Source organism: Methylomonas sp. 2BW1-5-20 (assembly GCF_052474515.1).
Window position 1 is genome coordinate 3,754,923 of sequence record NZ_CP184127.1, and the last position, 18,636, is coordinate 3,773,558.

Genomic DNA, 18,636 nt, shown 5'->3' on the forward strand with positions numbered 1-18,636 from the left:
AAAGGAGTTATAACTATCATGGCCCGTATTCATTCGCTTCACTTTAACGCCCAGTCCGAAACAGCTGCTACCGTTGTTCCCAAACTGTTTAAATCAACGGCTGCGCTAAATGGCTTACTGAGCTTACCAGAATATATACGCTCGGCGGCGGTGCCTTCCGTTGAAGAGGAAGCCCGTGCCCACATCGCAAGTGCTTGGAATTTTGAGACCGCCACGCGCTATCACTTGCAAACCTTACTCGAAGGCCAGGGATCTGAGCAACTTACGAACATTACCTCCCCACAGAGCCCGGAATTGATTCCTGACATGAAACTGGAGAGTGAACGAGACATGGTTCTGACTGCCACACGCATGGTCTCTTATCAACAAACGTCAAAGAAAGTGCCAATCTTCGGCACACGCGCTGTTGTAGAAGTCGATGAAGCAAACCGTCAGTTAGTGGCTATGGATGGGCTTATAACAGATGTTCCCGACATAAGCCCAGTCCCAGCAATAGGCACATCACAGGCAATCGAAAAATTAGCCGACTATGGAAACGTTAGCGTTGAGCAGCTTAGTTCGGCCGACTTACCCGCCCTGAATTTTTACTTGTCTGCGCACGAAGATGAGGGGCGAGACGGAACGTGGCTGCTTGTTTATTATTTTCGCAATGTTGGACTAAACCTACCAGACCACCCTGTAGAAAATGAATTGCCCGTTGCTAGTTGTTTCGGTTTGACACAAATCTTAGGCACGCCGCGTTACGACTGTCTAGTAGATGCTAACACGGGCGAGATGGTCTTAGCGTTCCCTTCCTCTGCCCATTTGGATGTCCCTGTGCCTCTCCAAGGAAATGACGACACTGGTGTTCCCCGCAAATTTGACGGGTTGGCGATTTTCAGCTCCAGCAATCTCATGCAGCCCTCCCAATTCGAGTTGTCCGATCCTTTGCGTGGAGTGGAAACCTTTGATGCTGCATATTCAGACATTGCTCCGACTTTCACTGCTCCCTCTACACCAGTACGGAATTCGAGTAACAATTTTGGGGCGGCAGCACCTGCTGCTGTGACTGCTCACTACCACGCAACCACAGTATTTGATTTTTATAACAACGTGCTAAAACGCAATGGCATAGACGATAAAGGCATGAAATTGAGATCAGTGGTGAACTGCTACTGTAGCACCGGAAATGGTGAAGCATCACCGGTTTGGCGCAATGCTATGTGGTCACAGAAGGTGATGTGGTATGGGCAAATGCCTGATGGTAATGGAGGACTTATTAGTACCTCGCGTTTTCTGGATGTCATCGCCCATGAATTAACCCATGGTGTAACGGAATCAAGTGCTGGATTGAATTACCTCGGCGAATCAGGCGCTCTGAATGAATCCTACAGTGATATCTTTGGTGTCCTTATCCATAACTGGAATTCCGCTATTGGCTTTAATCCTTTGTCCTCTTGGGTTTGGTCCATAGGAAATGGTTGGAGTGGGTCTGGCAAAGCACTCCGCAGTGTGCAGGACCCTAGGTTAGGTGGTCAAGCTATTTGGCCAAATGGTTCAGCGCAACCTGATCATATGCGAGATTTCCTAAAATTCCCACCAGGCACAGCGCCATCTGGGCGGAATGACTTTTTGGGTGTCCACATTAATAGCGGAATACACAACAAGGCTTTTTATAACGTGATGACAGCTAAGGACCAAGGCGGGAACTGGGTTTTTGACCCGTTAGAGGTTGCTATCCTTTACTACATTACTCTGACAAAACTTGCCCCTTTATCTAATTTTTCAGATTGTCGCCGCACGCTTTTGAATACCGCAGTTCAGCGATTCTCCTATGATGTAGCAGTACAGCAGGCTAAACTCCAAGCGATCAGCGATGCCTATGATTCAGTTGGTATTAAATAGGTTCTGTGAACACAATTTTTTGAGAGATCTGGCATGAATGTCGGCGAACAAAATACCTTTCCTGTTTACGCCCGTCAATTCTGGAATGACAGCGGTATAGATTTAGTTAAAGATGCCAGTTATTTATTCAATGCCCAAGGAACGTGGTTAGATTTAATTATCCCTTGTGGACCTGATGGTTATACAAGTTTGCTTTACCAGAAAGATCTGGAAAATTTGTTACGCTTGCCGAATAAAAATTGGTTCATGCTTTGCGGCGCACTTGACCAAGGCGAGCATAGTTTGTTTGGAATTGGCAGTTCCTATCTCTATAAAGCCAATAATAATGGACGCTTGTTTTGTTTTGCGAATGATATGCCCGGATGGTACTGGAATAACTTCATGAGCATTCAAGTCAGCATAAAACGAGTGTCGTGACATACAAGGTGCGAAAGTTGTGGAAAAAACGACTTTGCTTTGCATGCGTTTAAATCCTTTTCTGTCAAAATATTTAGGAAAAACTTTAAGTTAGTTAGTAATGTGTATTAAGGTTAAAATGTATATAGCTGATGTCATTGAAATCGTTGTTTTATCTGATTATTAAGCTAACTTAGTCAATTGTGGTGACGCAAATTATGGAATATAGAGTCGAATTTTTTCCAAAATAGGCTTCAGATTTTCCAGTAATCCTGGAGCGAGTCAAGTAAAAATGTTAGGCCTCGGGTTTTGCGAGCTTGGACTCATTTAATACTAAAATTTTGTCAAACGTAATTATGAAGAACAATACGACAAATTCGATTTCCATTCTGTTAATTGATAACACTCTCCTTTAGGTGCGCGCTGTTAATTGTTTCAGACTACGAACCCGATAATTTTACTGCAACAAATATACAACTGGAGAATTTATGCGTTTCGATATATTCCGCACCATTAGCTGCAGTTTTGTGTTTATTCTAATAATGTTCTCTAATACCTTAGCTGCCGATAGATCAGCAGAATTCGCAATTCGATGGAACCCTTCTAAAGGAGGCCCTAAAACAGCTAATGATGTAATTAACCTACTCGAACTAAAGTCCGCCAAGATGGACGAGTATAAAGTGTCATATTTTGCAATTGAGACTCCCTTTGATGTTCCAGACGGTTACTCGGTGATTGCTAGACGACGAACCCAGGGGGAAAAGACACAACTAATGATTAAGTATCGCGGTGATGCCCCCTTGCCAGACACATATAACGCAGATGCGTGGCAATGCGTTTTAGGATCGAATGCCGAATCGAAATACGAAGTTGATATTACCTTTCTATTAGAAAAGATAAAAAAAACATATTCGCTTAGTTGTTCACTAAAAGCAGAGAAAAAAACTACATTTCCTGACAACCTAAATCCCGCGCAGGTTGGATGTGACAGCAAAATGAAGCGATACGAATCAAATGGCATCAAAATTGAAGAGTGGTCATTCGATAACGGTAATGAAAAACTCTTGGAAGTATCGAAGTCTGGTCATGACAATGACGTTGACATTGATAAGTTTAGAAATGAAGTTAGTTCAAAACTAATTTCATCAGGTGTAAAACCTCTCGAAAGTAGCAAATCAGCGACAGGCACTGATTGCACCAAGTAACATGCTTTTAAATGCCTAAAAAAAGCGTCCATGTCAATTCTCATGCGAAGGTTTTTTATACTGCAACTTAATTTTCTGGAGCAATCTTATGAAGATATTACACCTTACTGATTTGCATATTGGAGCAAAGGCAAACGATACACCGGACATGAGGAAACGTATTGATTTTTTGATTCGCAAGCTCACCATTGATCGCCATAGCGTTCCTCATTTGGCTGATATAAGTCCAACAGACCTGCCAGTGGTTATCACTGGTGATTTGGTTGATCGTGGAATAGATGTGGGAGCTTTTAGTTTAGCTAAAGAAATTTTTATTACTCCATTGCGGAATGAGGGGTATCCACTCTTCCTGGTGCCGGGCAATCATGACTACGGCACCGGTAGTGCGGCGAATCGTACTACGGAAGCAGAATTCCATAAAGTATTTAAAGATGAAGTATTTGCTAGAGAGTCAAATAACTATCCTGTGCTACGCTGGGTTAACGATGTTGCTTTGATTGGCCTTAATAGCATGGAGGAAGAAGTAGATGACGATGATGATGGAGACGCACGTGGCCGTTTGGGCGGTAACCAGTTGAATTTATTAAAGAGTATTCTGTCAAGACCTAATGTAAAAAATGCTACCAAGCGTGTAGTTTATTTACATCATCATCCTTTTTTTAAGGGTTTTATAAAAAAGCACTGGATGGCCCTTGATGACACCAAAGAGTTACAAGAAATACTTAAAAATCAACAAATTGACCTTCTTTTATTTGGACATAAACATGAAGGAAAAACTTGGCACGGCCAAATCGGTATAGCTAAAGTATACGATGGTGGTACATCCACCGGACACAAGAATAATCTTTCTCCTCATCGACTGATTGATCTCAAGACAGATCAACCGGAATTTGATATTGATCTCAACTTATTGGCAGACTATCAGGGCAATCGCGCTTAAATTTGCCAATTACTATAATGGTTTAATGATTGTGGGCACCCCAAAAGCCAGCTTATTCTAGCCTTAGTTCCAGCGGATTGCATTCGGCGGACACTGATCTCGAAAACTAGTTGAACATTATGCAGGGGGTATTTATTTAGTAAAAACTGTAAACGGATTCGGAAACTTTGTCATTAACCGCTTAATTCTGGAGCTCATGACATGCCTACAAAAAATGATATGCTTTGGTTCAAAAATGAGTTCCATCAGAAAATTGAAGCTGCTGTATCCGGCTCACCTTTCACTCTGGATATGTTAACAGCCATTGCTAGCCAAGAAACCGGCTATATTTGGGGCATTCTGCGCAGTAAAGGACTGCCAACGGCGACCATACTGGAACTATGCGTGGGGGACACTCTTGATCGAACAAAAAACTTTCCAAAAGACAAGGATGACCTAGTTAAAGTTGCCAACGGTGACAAAATGTTCGATATTGCGAGAAGGGCTTTATTAGACATGGCAAATGAAACTGGCGATAAGGTTTATCTGAAAGTTTCAAAGAATCCAGATAAATTTTGTCATGGCTTTGGTATTTTTCAATACGATATTCAATTTTTTAAAAATTCACCAGATTATTTCTTGAACAAGGAATATGCGGATTTTGACAGGTGCCTTAGTAAGTGCCTTGAGGAACTGCGCAGAGGGCTGAAAAGAATAGGCTTGGATAAGAATAAGGTTTTAACAAATCTGGAAATGGCCGCTGTAGCTATCGCCTATAATACAGGCGGTTACAACCCAAGGAAAGGCATCAGGCAAGGCTATTACGACAAGGATAATGACAAATATTACGGGGAGTATTTTTTTGATTATCTGAGATTGGCTCAGACTGTGGCTATTAGTGATGGAAGTGCATCATTGGCCCCACCTAAACCTGGTCGAGCTACGATAGCCAACCCATCGCCAATCACCGCCACAGGCCCAATATATGAAGTCGATGTTCAGCATTCACCACTAAGGTTGCGTAGCGAGCCGAAAATCGATAACGATAATTCAAATGTTTTAACCCATCTTCCTGATGGTCATATCGTCCAAGCAGTCACAAATAGACCAGACAATGGTTTTCTTGAGGTGGAAACCTATCTCCTCGGCGCTCATTTTCATGGATATCTGTCCGCACAATACTTAAAGCCTGCTCCTGCTGGTTCCAATGTTACAGTCACCATCCCCTCCACCACTCTCCCAGCTTCGGGTATAGTTGCTGTATATATGCCTCGAAAAGCGGGGACTATCACGCAACGCACACAACCTGCTGGCGCACACTCCCTCAACGAGCCGAGACAACCAGGACGACAAGGCACTACGCCGGATGAACTACGAAAAGAACTGGTCAACATAATCAGTTGGTTGGCAGTGGATAATCCTGCACATTTGCGCTACCAGCCGAACAGTGGATCGACTTTCTGTAATGTTTATGCTCACGATTTTTGCCATTTGGCTGGCATTTATTTGCCACGGGTCTGGTGGTCGCAGGCTGCAATCGTAGATTTAACAAAAGGGAAAGCAGTTCAGCCCGCATATGGCAAAACAATAGACGAGCTCCGTGCCAACGATTTATTCCGTTGGTTACGAGACTTTGGTCCAGATTTTGGCTGGCGCCAAACTAGTACATTGACGAAGCTGCAAACCGAAGTGAATCAAGGTGCCGTAGGGCTGATAGTGGCAAGACGAGTACAAAACGGAAAACCAGGGCATATTGTTGTTGTCGTGCCTGAAACGACTAACCAGAGTGCGCAGCGAAACGCTACCGGTGATGTTACCGCTCCTCTGCAAAGCCAAGCAGGTTCGACTAATTTCCAGTATGGCACTGGGAAAAAAGATTGGTGGAAAGGTGCTCAGTTTGCCGAAAGTGGTTTTTGGTTACATGCCTAAGGAAGCGCTGATTAACTCACAATAGAAATATGCGTAACTTGTAAAATCAGAAGCTTATAAATGGGTTATTGAGGGTGTAAGAATTTTTGTGTAAACGGTCATTAGGCAGGAAACTGCCCTTACTTTGAGGAGTAACTATGACCTTACCCAAATCGATCCCAACCGACCTAATCGATACCTTATTGTCCGGCTATCAAAAACCGGAAGACCTGCTGGGCGAAAATGGCCTGCTGAAACAACTCACCAAGGCGCTGGTGGAGCGGGCTTTAGAAGCTGAAATGACCGAACATCTGGGGCATGGCAAGCATGAGTCTGTCAGTAATGCTACGGGGAATACGCGCAACGGCAAAAGCCGTAAAACGCTGAAAGGTGATTTTGGCGCATTGCCGATTGAGATTCCACGTGATCGTCATGGTCAGTTCGAGCCGCAAATCATTGGCAAACACCAATCCCGTTGGACGGGCTTTGACGACAAGATTATTTCGCTTTATGCCCGAGGGCTGACGGTCAGGGAAATCCAGAGCCATCTGGAAGAGCTGTATGGCACTGAAGTGTCGTCTAGCTTGATTTCCTCAGTGACGGACGCCGTGATTGAGGAAGTGAAAGCCTGGCAAACGCGACCGCTCGACCCGGTTTACCCCATCGTTTATCTCGATTGCATCCACGTCAAAGTGCGCGATACCGGTGCGGTGCGGGTCAAGGCCGTTTATCTGGCGATTGGAATTAACCTAAGCGGGGAAAAGGAAGTGCTGGGCTTATGGATTGCCCAAACCGAAGGTGCCAAGTTCTGGTTACAGGTGGTGACAGACCTGAAAAATCGCGGCGTCCAAGACATCTTCATCGCCTGTGTCGATGGCTTGAAAGGCTTTCCCGAAGCGATTGAAACCGTCTATCCACACACAGCCGTTCAACTGTGCATCGTGCATTTGGTCCGCAACAGCCTCAACTATGTCGGCTGGAAAATGCGCAAACAGATCGCCGCCGATCTCAAGCAGATTTACCAGTCAGCCACCGTCGCCAAGGCGGAGCAGAAGCTGGCTGAGTTCGAGGTGCAGTGGAACGAGGCCTACCCTCCCATTGCCCAAATTTGGCGACGTCATTGGGATCGGATCATCCCCTTTTTCGACTATCCGCCGGAGATACGCCGCATCATTTACACCACCAATGCCATTGAGTCGGTCAACATGAGTTTGCGGAAAATCACCAAGAATCGCGGTTCATTTCCCAGTGATGAAGCCTTGTCGAAATTGTTCTATTTGGCCCTGATGAATATCAGTAAAAAATGGACCATGCCTTTGCATGACTGGAAAGCCGCGTTGAATCGGTTTAGCATTCAGTTTGAAGACAGGATGCCCAATCGATAATTAAATCCCGTTTACACAAAATTCAGGACACCCTCATCGCTAGACGATCTTGTTCTAAGCGCCCGACCAACAAAGCAATCCCAGTCTCGTCGTTGCTAAATCGCCCAAGGTTTCCAGAGAGATTAAGACCTAAATCCAAGTGGCTCTTAGATGCATAGATTCCGGCATACTATCCTCTTGAATACCGGAGTCAGAGTCTTACAATCAGGAATTTATTTGCACTGACAGTCTGCTAGGTATTCAAGTGCTGCCGTTCACCAAGCTAACCCAGCGGTCCGCTCATGGCCGATTGGGCCATGTTCCAGTGGCTGCTTTGTAGCCATTTAATCCTCAGAATGAGGGTTTTGCTGACTGGCCGGTTTGGAGAAACGTGACAGACCGGAATGGGTCGGTTTGACACAGTGACGAACGGCCGCTTTATGGTATCGGAATTCAATGACAGCTTTCCGGCCATGAATCTGAGGAGCGGACGGTCGCCAAGCGCCTCGGCATGAGCGGTCGCGTAATTTTTGCCGATTTTTCGCGCAAGGGATTGCCGAAAAATCTTTCGCAAAAATAGCGACTCCCCGGTTATTTAGAAAAATTAACTTTTCAGTTCTATTAATTGCGCCGCAGGTGTCCTGATCTGGCAGTGATCTTACTCCCGAACCTGTGGTCAGGCGGTGATTTAGTGTGGTGAAGGTGTTGATAACCTGCTTTTTTAGGTTATCAATGCCTTCTCCACACGTTCCGAAGGAAAATCACGGCCTGTCCATGGGTTTGGGCGGGATTCTCTCGACCAAACCCATTCGCTACGGTTATGTATGTTAGAATGTATCTTTCTAGAAAAAACTCATTAAAATCAATGTTCAAATGAGATGTTCGAATCCTCTCACTCCGACCATTCAAGACCGGGAAATTTATCGCCGCCAAACCCCGCTACCTTTTTAGGTTTCCGTCAATTTTTAAAACTTCTGCATGACTGCTTTCAGTTGTCCGGCTTACCCAAGCGCTCGGTGCCGAACGGCTCATTCAATACGCGGTCAGACCACATCGTCCCGGTAACGGTTGGCGATAGCTTGAAACCGGGCGACTATCGACTGCATGGCGTCGACTATATCCGGGTCGAAATGTGAGCCGCGCCCTTCCATCATCAGCGCGACCGACTCTTCATGGCTAAAGGCCGGCTTGTAAACACGCCTGGTGGTCAATGCATCGTATACGTCCGCTACCGCCATCAACCGGGCGCAGACGGGAATATCGTCGCCGCGCAGCCCTCGCGGATAACCACTGCCATCCCAGCGTTCGTGATGGCAATACGCAATATCGGCGGCATATCCCAAGAAAACCCCTTCGTTTTCGCCAAACTCCTTTGCTGCCGAGACGATGGCATTTTTGCCTGCCTCGCAATGGCGTTTCATGATCACCCACTCGTCCTGGGTCAATTTACCGGGTTTGAGCAGAATTGCGTCGGGTATCGCCACCTTGCCGATATCGTGCAACGGGGCGGTTTTGTACATGTATTCTATGGATTCGTCGTCCAGACAGTCGCGAAAGCGCGGATGTGTCTGCAAAGCCTCGGCCAACTCGCGAACGTAGTGTTGGGTGCGGCGGATATGATTGCCGGTTTCGTTATCGCGGACTTCGGCCAGCGCGCAAAACGCCGAAATAATCGAGCCTTGAGCGGCTATCAGTTGCCGATTGCGTTTGATTAACTCTTCGGTACGCTCCGCAATCAACAGTTCCAGACCTTCGTTGTGCCGGCGCAGTTCACGGGTGCTGTCGGCCAGCGCCAGATGGTTACGCACGCGCGCCGAAACAACCGGCGACGATATCGGCTTATGTATGAAATCGGCCGCGCCCAGCGACAAGCCGTATTCTTCGTCGACCGGACTGTCCAGGCTGGTCAGAAAAATCACCGGAATTTCCCGGCTGACGATATTAGCCTTCAAGCACCGACAGACTTCGTAACCGTCGATACCCGGCATCACCACATCGAGCAATACCAGATTCGGCGGGCAGCGCCCAATCAGCTCCAGCGCTTCGGCGCCGTTGGTCGCAAAGCTGGTCTCGTAATATTTTCCCAAAATGTTATCCAACAATTCGATATTGCTTAGCGAATCGTCGACGATCAATACCCGCGGGCGGTTTGGATTGCCAGCCATGTTCAGCTCCTGTTTTGGTAACTCTCGACTAGCCGAGACAAGTCGCTTAGCGCCTCATCGTACCGCAATTGTACAATCGACAGGGCGATGGGCGCGAATTCGCCAAGCAGTTCGCGGTCGGCGATTTCGCTTTCCAATTGGGCCGCCAAGCGGCGGGCATCCAGGCTCTTGGTCCGCAATTGCTGCTCCAGCAAAGGCAAGCGAGACCAGAATTCATCGACATCGTGCGTGATGCCGGTGTCGGGCGCCGCTGTCCGCTCGACTCTCGCCAACCCCGCCAGCAGCTCGGGTATCGCATCGCATTGCCGCGCCAATTCCTCGCCGGCCTCGGACAAACCGGCCGAGACCTCCGATTTAAGCAAATCCGCCAAATGTCCGGCCGAGGCCGCGATGGCATCCAAGCCTAAATTGCCGGCCTCGCCCTTTAAATTGTGCGCCACTTGGAATAGCGAATCCAGTTCGCCGACCTGGAGCAAGCGGCGAAATTCGGTGCCGACATCGGCGCGGCGATCGGCAAACGTCAACAACAAACGCCGGTAAAAATCGACGTTGCCGCCCATCCGCGACAATGCCGCTTGCACCGATACGCCAGGCAGTAAGCGAACCAGCGCCTCGCCATCGGCGCCACCGGCAACGGCCGATGGCGAGCCCGGCTCCGGACGGGAACCGCCCGACCGAATCCAACGGGCCAAGGCTTCGGCCAGTTCGCGCGGCTCGACCGGCTTGGCGACGTGATCGTTCATACCGGCGGCGGTGCTGGCCGCGCGATCCTGAGCCATCGCCGCCGCCGTCATCGCAATGATCGGCAAGTCCTTGCCGACCGGCAGAGCCCGGATCCGGCGCGTGGCTTCCAGCCCGTCCATCACCGGCATATGCAGGTCCATCAAGATCGCGTCGAAGGTCCGGTTTTCGAGCATTTCCAGGGCTTCCCGGCCATGATTGGCCACTGTCACCCGCAATCCGCCCTTCTGCAAAAACTCGCTGGCAACTTGCTGATTCAACTCGTTATCCTCGACCAGCAGGATATGGGCGCCGCGAATTCCCTCGAGCAAGGCATGGGCGGTTTTGAACACCGCCGGCACCGGCAAGGTCCGCCGGGTTTCGTGGCGTTGCAATCCGATCAACACGTCGAATAGGTCGGACGGCGTCACCGGCTTGCCGATCAGCCCATCTATCTCGGCCCCCCGCGTCGCGTCGGCCAATTCGTCGCGGCCGTAAGCCGTCACCATCACGGAAATCGGCGGCCGGTTGTCCGGTTTGATGCCGGCGATAGCCCGGGCGAAGTCCAAGCCGCTCATACCCGGCATTTTCCAATCCAGCAACAGTAACTCGAACGGCTCGCCTCGCTGCTCGGCGGCCTTGAACAACTGTAACCCCAGTTCGCCGCTATTCGCGGTAACCACCGGGAAATGCCAACTTTCCAAGATCGAACGCAGAATTAGCAGCGAAGTGTCCTGATCGTCAACGACCAGTGTGCGCATCGCCCGCAAATCCTGCAAACCCCGGCCGATTTTCCGCTCTCTGTACTCTGCGTCGGGCAGACCCAGCCAGATAGTGAACACGAAAGTACTGCCGCGATCGGGCTCGCTGGATAAGGCGATTTGACCACTCATCATTTCCACCAAGCGTTTACAGATGGTCAATCCCAGTCCGGAGCCGCCGAATTTTCGGGTGATGCCGGCATCGGCCTGCACGAAGGGCTGAAACAAGCGGCTGCTTTGCTCGGCCGTCAAACCGATGCCGGTGTCGCGCACCGCGAAACGCAAGCACACCGAATCGGCCGTCGCGTCGCGCTTTTCGACCCGCAAATGCACTTCGCCCCGCTCGGTAAACTTGATGGCGTTGCCGACCAGATTATCGATGATTTGGCTGAGCCGCAACGGATCGCCAACCAAGCATTCCGGAACATCCGGTGCCATATCAATGAACAATTCGATGCCTTTTTCCTCGGCGCGGAAGGAGAAGAGGTCGCCGGTGGCACGCAGTATATCTTCCAGGCAAAAATCGACGGCTTCGATATCGATACGCCCGGCCTCTATTTTCGAGTAATCGAGGATATCGTTCAAAATACCCAATAGTGCCTGGGAAGCGTTCAACACCTTGCGTAAATAATCTTGCTGCCTTTCGTCCAAATCGGTATCCAGAGCCAGCCGAGTCAAACCGAGTATGCCATTCATCGGCGTACGAATCTCATGGCTCATATTGGCTAAAAAATCCGACTTCGCCCGATTGGCCGCATCCGCCTGTTGTCTGGCTTCTTGCAATTCGGCGGTGCGTTCGCTAACCAGGCGTTCCAAACCGTTTTTGTAACGCTCCAATTCCTCTTCGTTGCGCTTGCGTTCCGTGATGTCCATGCGAACGCCCAGAATTCTGCTAACCGCACCGTCGTCGCCGCATTCGACATTGAAAGCCTTGACGCTCAGCCACCGGTAGTCGCCGTCGGCATGGCGCATTCTGGCCTCGTAACTGTATGCATCGGCTCGCTTCGCCAACACACTGCCGATTTTTTCCGCGACCATTTCCCGGTCGGCGGGATGCAGCCGGTCCAGCCATTCCTCTCTATCCCCCAGTCCCTCCTTGGGCCAATAACCGAGCATACTGTAGTAAATCGGCGAAACCACAAAGCTATCGCGTCTAACGTCCCAATCGAAGATACCGATTTGCGCCACTTCCAGCGTCAGGCGCAAACGCTCCTCGGAAATGCGTAACTTTTCCTCGGTTTGCTTGCGGTCGGTAATATCCAGCGTGAAACCGTTGACCAGACCACTATGCTCATCCTTTCTGGCGGACAGCGAAAACCACTTGATGGTGCCATCGTCCAATATCGCTCGGGCTTCGAATTCTCGGACTTCTTTTTGATTGCGCAACGAATCACTAAACTCGGCCAATCTGGCGGAATCGGCAAACCGCCTCTCCGGAGAGCCGTAATTTGCCAAAAATTCGTCGACCGAATCGCAATCGAATTGCCGAGCCAAGGTCGAGTTCGCAAAAAGGTTCTGTCCCAGATGATCGCACTGGAATACGCCTATCGGTGCGTTTTCGATGATATAGCGGTATTTCCGCTCGTTGCTCTGCCATTTCAGCAGGCCGTATCGCGCTACCCGCGTCAACTTCAGCGACAACAGTACGATAACCAGGCCGGCACCGCCGTACCAAAATAAGTGCTTGCGCCATTCCTCCAAATAATCCCACTCGGCGATGGCCGCCAGCACGTATAGCGGATATTTGCCGACACGGCGAAAACTGTAGAGTCGCTTGACGCCGTCCGCCGGACTGACATCGATATACACGCCGCGTTCACTACCCTTGGCGAGAAACTGCCGAATCGGATGTTCCTCCAACACCAGCCCTCGGTCGGACTGCAATCTCGGATGGCGCGCCAACAAGCGCATCTCGGCGTCGCGTAATACCACCGCGCCGTGGCGACCTAAATTCAGCGTCTGATAAAATTTTTCGAATGCGGCCAATTCCACGAATACATTGACGATACCGGCGAAACTCCCGTCCGCAAAGTTCGCGCGCCGGCTCAGCGTGATCGCCCAAGCCCCTGACGGCCGGGCTTCGATCGGCGCCGAAATCGCCAGACCGTGGCTACGACCTTCCAGATGCTCGCGAAAATATTCGCGATCGGCAATATTAATTGACAGCTGGCCGGCGGCAGAGTCGTACAGACTATCACCGTTGGCGTCGAAGACGGCTATCCCGCCTATTTCCACGGCCGCGGTCTCGGGTAATTCGGCAATCTTCTCCTTGAGCATAACCGGAATATCTTCACGGCGAGCAGCCCCCTCGCGCAAATCCTCGGGATGCAAGCGCCCCAATACATCGGTCAGAATCAGGTCGATTTTATCGATGGTTGCCTGGGCATGCCCCTCCAGCACCAATGACATATTTTCGGTTTCGACGCGGGCATGAGCGATTCTCTGTTCGCGCTCCTGCCACAAACTCACCACCATCAACAGCGCAAAACCAAGCACACCGACCAAACTGCCGGCATTCACCATACCGAAGGAGAAGTGATTTGGAAACCGCAGCCGCATGTGTCAACACCATTAGATTTAAAAGAATTCGATTGGCTTGCTTGCTTTTATGATTCGAGTAGGGTTTTCCCTACGCCGTCATTTCTACATAGCATAGTCGCTAATCGATCCGACTTCCAAAACGAAAGGCAGGGAAATACTCAAGATGGCCGCTATTCGCGGTTGCGATCGCATCGCGGCATAAACGAAACGGTACAGATGGGTGAGGTAGATAATTTATGAAGCAGATTTTCCCTGCCCTGTCGTGCCCTTATGGGCAACTTTTCAAAGAAAGGGATGAACAACGTCAAAGCTTACGTTAACGGCGTTGTCTATCGCTCCGGCCGCCGACTGTTTCCTAGAATCGCATAACAAACCGGCGTTAAAATCAAGCTGGCGGCCATGCCGATCAGCAGGCCGGCCGACAGCGACAGGGTCATCGGGATCAGGAATTGCGCTTGCGGGCTGGTCTCCATCAAGGTCGGCAGAAAGCCGGCGAAGTTGGTTAAAAAGGCTAATAAAATCGGCCGGAAACGCGAGGTACAGGCGGCACTGATCAGATTTTCCACCGGTATGTCGTCGTCGCCGTGCTGGCGGATGTAGTCCAGCAGCACCAGACTATCGTTCACCACCACGCCGCTGGCGGCGATCATGCCCACTAGCGATTCCATCGACAAAGGCAAGCCGGCCGCCCAATGCGCCAATACCGCGCCACTCCAGGCCACCGGCGCCGCCAACAGAAAAATCAACGGCTTGCTGTAGGATTTAAACGGCACCGCGATCAGGGCGTAGATTACCAACAGTGCGATCAAGGTGTTCTTGCCGAAAGCCGCCAGCATAGCCTCTTGCTCTTGGCGCTGCTGGCCGATTTGCAGATTTAAGCCTGGAAAGGCCTGTTCCAGGCTAGGCAAAACACCGCTTTCCAGCGCGGCATAGATCCCGTTGACATCGGCCTGAGTCGGATCGACGCGGGCTTGTACCTTCAACACCCGTTGCCGGTCTTCCCGATTCAACCGGGAATAACCTTGCACCAGCTTGATTTCGGCCAGATCGTTCAACGGTACGCTACTGCCGTTGGGTAAACGCACCGGCTGGGCCTTTAGCGCATCCAAGGATTGCCGCTGCTCCAGCGGATAGCGCACCATCACTTTCACTTCGCGGCGGCCGCGCAGGAAACGGTGTACTTCCTCGCCGTAATAACCTTGGCGCACTTGCTCGGCCAGTTGCTCCAAGCGCAAACCCAGGCGTTCGGCTTCCGGCTTCAAAGCCAGCCGCACTTCAGGCTTGCCAGGTTCGGCGGAGTCGATCACATCGTAAACGCCGGGGAAGGCTTCAAGTATCTTTTTAAGCTGCTCTGCCGCGGGTTGCAGCAGGCCGGGATCGCTGGCGCCAAGACTCAAATCGATGTCATACGGCACATCGCCTTCCTTATAAATGAAATCGATCTTGCCACGGCCGATGTCGCCGATCCGCTGCCGCCAGTCGCGGATGAACTCTTCCACTTTCAAGCGGCGGCGGCCTTCCGCCGAAAACTCCAGCCAGATGCCGGCTCCGTGATCCCAGATCAGGGTTTCCACGCCGACGATGACGCTATGGTCGTTGGCATGGGCCGCCGCAACACTATCGGCGGCGGGTTGACCGGTTTGCGCGACGCCGTCCAATTCGTCGCGCAAGGCAAATAGCGCCTTTTCCACCTGCGCCGCCAATGCCTGAGTCTCGCTATACGGCGCGCTCTGGGGTAAGCGCATCGATACCCAAAAACTGTCCTTGGTAACATCGGGATTAACCGATTGCCGCACCCGGTCGCTGAGCACCAGCGCCGCGCAGACCGCCAGCAACGCGATGAATAAGGCGACGGTCAGATAGCGCCAAGCCAGCGCGGTTTCCAGCAACGGCCTATAAACGCGCTCGACGAAACGATCCAATCCCCCATTCATTCGGTCTCGCACGCGTTGTAGACGACTCGGGCCGGCTTGAGCACCGATGTCGGCGACCAGATGCGACGGCAGTATCAGCAAGGCTTCTACCAGCGAGAACACCAGGGTCAAAATCATCACCAGACAAATCGGCCGCATCAACTGTCCGGCCCAGCCCGGTAAAAACAAGCCGGGCAAGAAGGCAACCAAGACGATCAACACCGACAAACTGACCGGCAGCGCTACTTCCCGCACGCCTTCTATCGTGGCTTGGAGCGGCAAATCTCTGTTTTCGAGCTGCCGACTATGTACGCTCTCGCCGATGATGATGGCGTCGTCCACCAAGATGCCCATCGCCAATAAAAAGCCGAATAAGGACAGCATGTTCAGGGAAATATCCAGGGCCGGCATCAGCCAGAACGCACCCAATACCGAGGTAAAGATGCCGACGCCGGCCCACAACGCCACCCGCAGCCGTAAGAATAAGGTCAGCACCAGACAGACCAGCACGAAACCGCTCAATCCGTCTTCCAGCAAGGTGCCGATGCGCTCGTCGTAAGCTTGCGAATCGTCCCACCAGGTAATCAGGCGCAGGCCTTCCGGCAATTGCGCGCGCATCTCTTCGACATACGCCTTCACTCGCCGCGCGACCGCGACGCTGTCTTGTTCGGCGTGAATCTCCCAACCCTGCGCGGTCTGGCCGTTGTGATGCCAAGCCCATAAGCGTTCTTCCAGACCATCCTTGATGGTGGCGATTTGATCCAAGCGCACCCGGTTGCCGTCCGGCAAGGTCTTGACGATCAACGCACCGACCGCTTCGGCATCGCGGGCGCGGCCACTGACGCGCAGCAACAGCTCGCCGTCGGGGTTTTTGATCAGACCGCCCGGTAGATCGACCGAAGCCTTGCGCACCGCTTGCGCAACTTCGTCGAGGGTAAGCCGATATTTACGCAATTGTTGGGGCAACACTTCTATATCGATTTCGTAGGCCAGCTCGCCGTAGTTGCGGGCACGGCTGACACCCGGTATTGCCGCCAATTGTTGCTGAATCCGGTCGCCGTAGCGCTGCAAGGTGGCAGCATCCGTAGCGCCGTGCAAGGCCAGCCAGATCACGCCGTCGTCGTCCTCACGGTTGGCCGGCAATACCTGAATTTTTTCCAGTTGCTTCGGCAGACGTGGAATCGCTTGCACCCGACTTTGCAGCGTCGCCAGCATCTGATTGCGATCGTGATCCGGCAAAATTTCAACTTCGATCTTGCAGTTATCACCTCTGATTTCGCCATGTAAATGCTTGACACCCGGCACATCTTGGATGGCTTCCTCGATGGGCACGCACACCGATTCCTCCACTTCGGACGGTCCGGCACCCGGAAATTCAACGGCAATTTCGACTTTGTTAGGACTGAAACGCGGAAACACTTCCTTGTCGACCCCGATGATGCCCAGCACGCCGCCGGTCAGAATCAACAGCATCAATAAATTGGCCGCGACCGGATTGCCGGCAAACCAAGCCAACAAGCCAAATTGTTTATTGGTAAGCATCATTGAACGGTTTCGTGCGGCACTTCGACTGCATTCACTTTCATGCCCGCCACAGGTACCGGTAACTCCGACACCACTACTTTTTCGCCGGGATTCAGGCCGGCTTTGACGATGACGCGGTCGGCTTCCAGGCGTAGCACATCTACTTGACGAATTTCCAGACGTTGCTGGCTATCCACCAGTTTGGCTTGCTGCAAACTATTTAGCGCCGTGCGCGGCAGTGCAAACAGGCCGTCACGCACCACGCCCTCTATCTCGGCCTGCACGAACAAGCCGCTCAACAGGGGCGGGCGATCCGGCACGACCCGAAACGGCTCGGCGACTTGCGCTACCAGATACAACTGGCCGCTGTTATCATCCAACGCCGCTTCGCTGCGGACAATACGTCCTTGCCAGCTATGCGACTTGCCAGCCAGTTCCGCGCGCAACGTCACGGCGGGCCAGTGCCCGGATTTGGTGGCGGCATGCCCTAAGGGCAGTTCCAGAAACGCCAATTGATCGGTACCGATCGGCAACCGGATTTCCGCGACATCGCTGGCGTAAATCCGCGCCACAACCGTACCGGAAGGAATGTATTGCCCCAAGCCGGCCTGCTTGCTCAGCACCCGCCCTGCAAACGGCGCCCGTAATTCGCAACGGCTGCGATTGAGTTTGGCCTTGGCTAGATCGGCTTCGGCGGCCTTAAGCTTGGCTTGCGCCTCGGCCAATTGCGGCTTGCGGAGAGCCAGTGCGCTGGGTTCGCCTTCGCCCAATGCCTGCCATTCGCTCTGCGCCTGCTCGACCTGTGCCTGCTCGTTGATCAGTACCCGGTTGGCTTCGGCCAACTGCGCTTCGGCGGCAACGATGGCGTAATCGTAATCGCGGGTGTCGATCGTCAACAGCAATTCGTTGGCCGCAAAGAAACCGCCGGCGACCATGGCGGTATGCACCTGCACTACCTTGCCGCCGACTTCCGCGACCAAATCGATGGCCTCGCGCGGCATCGCCACGCCTTGCGACATGACGTTGATGCGTAAACTTTGCGGCTGTACCCGAACCACATTGACGCTGGGGACGGTGGATTCCGCACTCTGCTGCACGACTTGCGGCTTGGTAGCCATAATCGCCCAAGCCGCGCCGACCGCCGCCAGCAAAACCAGGATCGGTAATAGGATTTTTAAATTCAATTTAACTGTCATAGTGTTGGAACGAAGCCGAATTGCCTCGCCGTCAAATATCCTATTCGCGGTGCTATCGATAGGCGTAACCGTAGGCTAAACGCAAACACAGCCCGATAGTTCGCAGCAATTCCGCCCAGCGAACGCACTAGGTTTGCCGG

10 protein-coding genes are annotated in these 18,636 nt (G+C 51.6%); 6 read left to right on the forward strand and 4 right to left on the reverse strand.

Features of this window, described 5'->3' with window-relative positions; all coding sequences use genetic code 11:
* Window positions 1–18: 18 nt before the first annotated feature.
* The 6 genes from ACH50O_RS17380 (at window position 19) to ACH50O_RS17405 (ending at window position 7,697) form a co-directional block, all read left to right on the forward strand.
* Complete coding sequence (locus ACH50O_RS17380) at window positions 19–1,884, forward strand: M4 family metallopeptidase (RefSeq protein ID WP_446809009.1); 1,866 nt, start codon at window positions 19–21, stop codon at window positions 1,882–1,884.
* Window positions 1,885–1,917: 33 nt separating this feature from the next.
* Entirely contained in the window at window positions 1,918–2,301 is a 384-nt protein-coding gene (locus ACH50O_RS17385; RefSeq protein ID WP_446809010.1) for a hypothetical protein, read from the forward strand.
* 467 nt (window positions 2,302–2,768) lie between these two features.
* Window positions 2,769–3,485: a hypothetical protein gene (locus ACH50O_RS17390; protein WP_446809011.1), complete on the forward strand. Its 717-nt coding sequence runs from the start codon at window positions 2,769–2,771 to the stop codon at window positions 3,483–3,485.
* An 88-nt stretch (window positions 3,486–3,573) separates the two neighbouring features.
* Window positions 3,574–4,425: a metallophosphoesterase family protein gene (locus tag ACH50O_RS17395; protein ID WP_446809012.1), complete on the forward strand. Its 852-nt coding sequence runs from the start codon at window positions 3,574–3,576 to the stop codon at window positions 4,423–4,425.
* A 201-nt stretch (window positions 4,426–4,626) separates the two neighbouring features.
* Complete coding sequence (locus ACH50O_RS17400; RefSeq protein ID WP_446809013.1) at window positions 4,627–6,333, forward strand: hypothetical protein; 1,707 nt, start codon at window positions 4,627–4,629, stop codon at window positions 6,331–6,333.
* Between the two features lie 137 nt (window positions 6,334–6,470).
* Window positions 6,471–7,697 (forward strand): IS256 family transposase, encoded by a 1,227-nt coding sequence (locus tag ACH50O_RS17405; protein WP_446809007.1) that lies wholly within the window; start codon window positions 6,471–6,473, stop codon window positions 7,695–7,697.
* 1,022 nt (window positions 7,698–8,719) lie between these two features.
* On the opposite strand, the gene ACH50O_RS17410 is transcribed toward ACH50O_RS17405, so the two are convergent.
* From ACH50O_RS17410 to ACH50O_RS17425, 4 genes are all read right to left on the reverse strand, one after another.
* Window positions 8,720–9,841 (reverse strand): HD domain-containing phosphohydrolase, encoded by a 1,122-nt coding sequence (locus ACH50O_RS17410; RefSeq protein WP_446809014.1) that lies wholly within the window; start codon window positions 9,839–9,841, stop codon window positions 8,720–8,722.
* 2 nt (window positions 9,842–9,843) lie between these two features.
* Entirely contained in the window at window positions 9,844–13,881 is a 4,038-nt protein-coding gene (locus ACH50O_RS17415; protein ID WP_446809015.1) for a response regulator, read from the reverse strand.
* Between the two features lie 311 nt (window positions 13,882–14,192).
* Entirely contained in the window at window positions 14,193–17,321 is a 3,129-nt protein-coding gene (locus ACH50O_RS17420; protein WP_446809016.1) for an efflux RND transporter permease subunit, read from the reverse strand.
* Complete coding sequence (locus ACH50O_RS17425; RefSeq protein WP_446809017.1) at window positions 17,318–18,484, reverse strand: efflux RND transporter periplasmic adaptor subunit; 1,167 nt, start codon at window positions 18,482–18,484, stop codon at window positions 17,318–17,320. The genes ACH50O_RS17420 and ACH50O_RS17425 overlap by 4 nt, the downstream gene beginning before the upstream one ends.
* Window positions 18,485–18,636 lie beyond the last annotated feature (152 nt).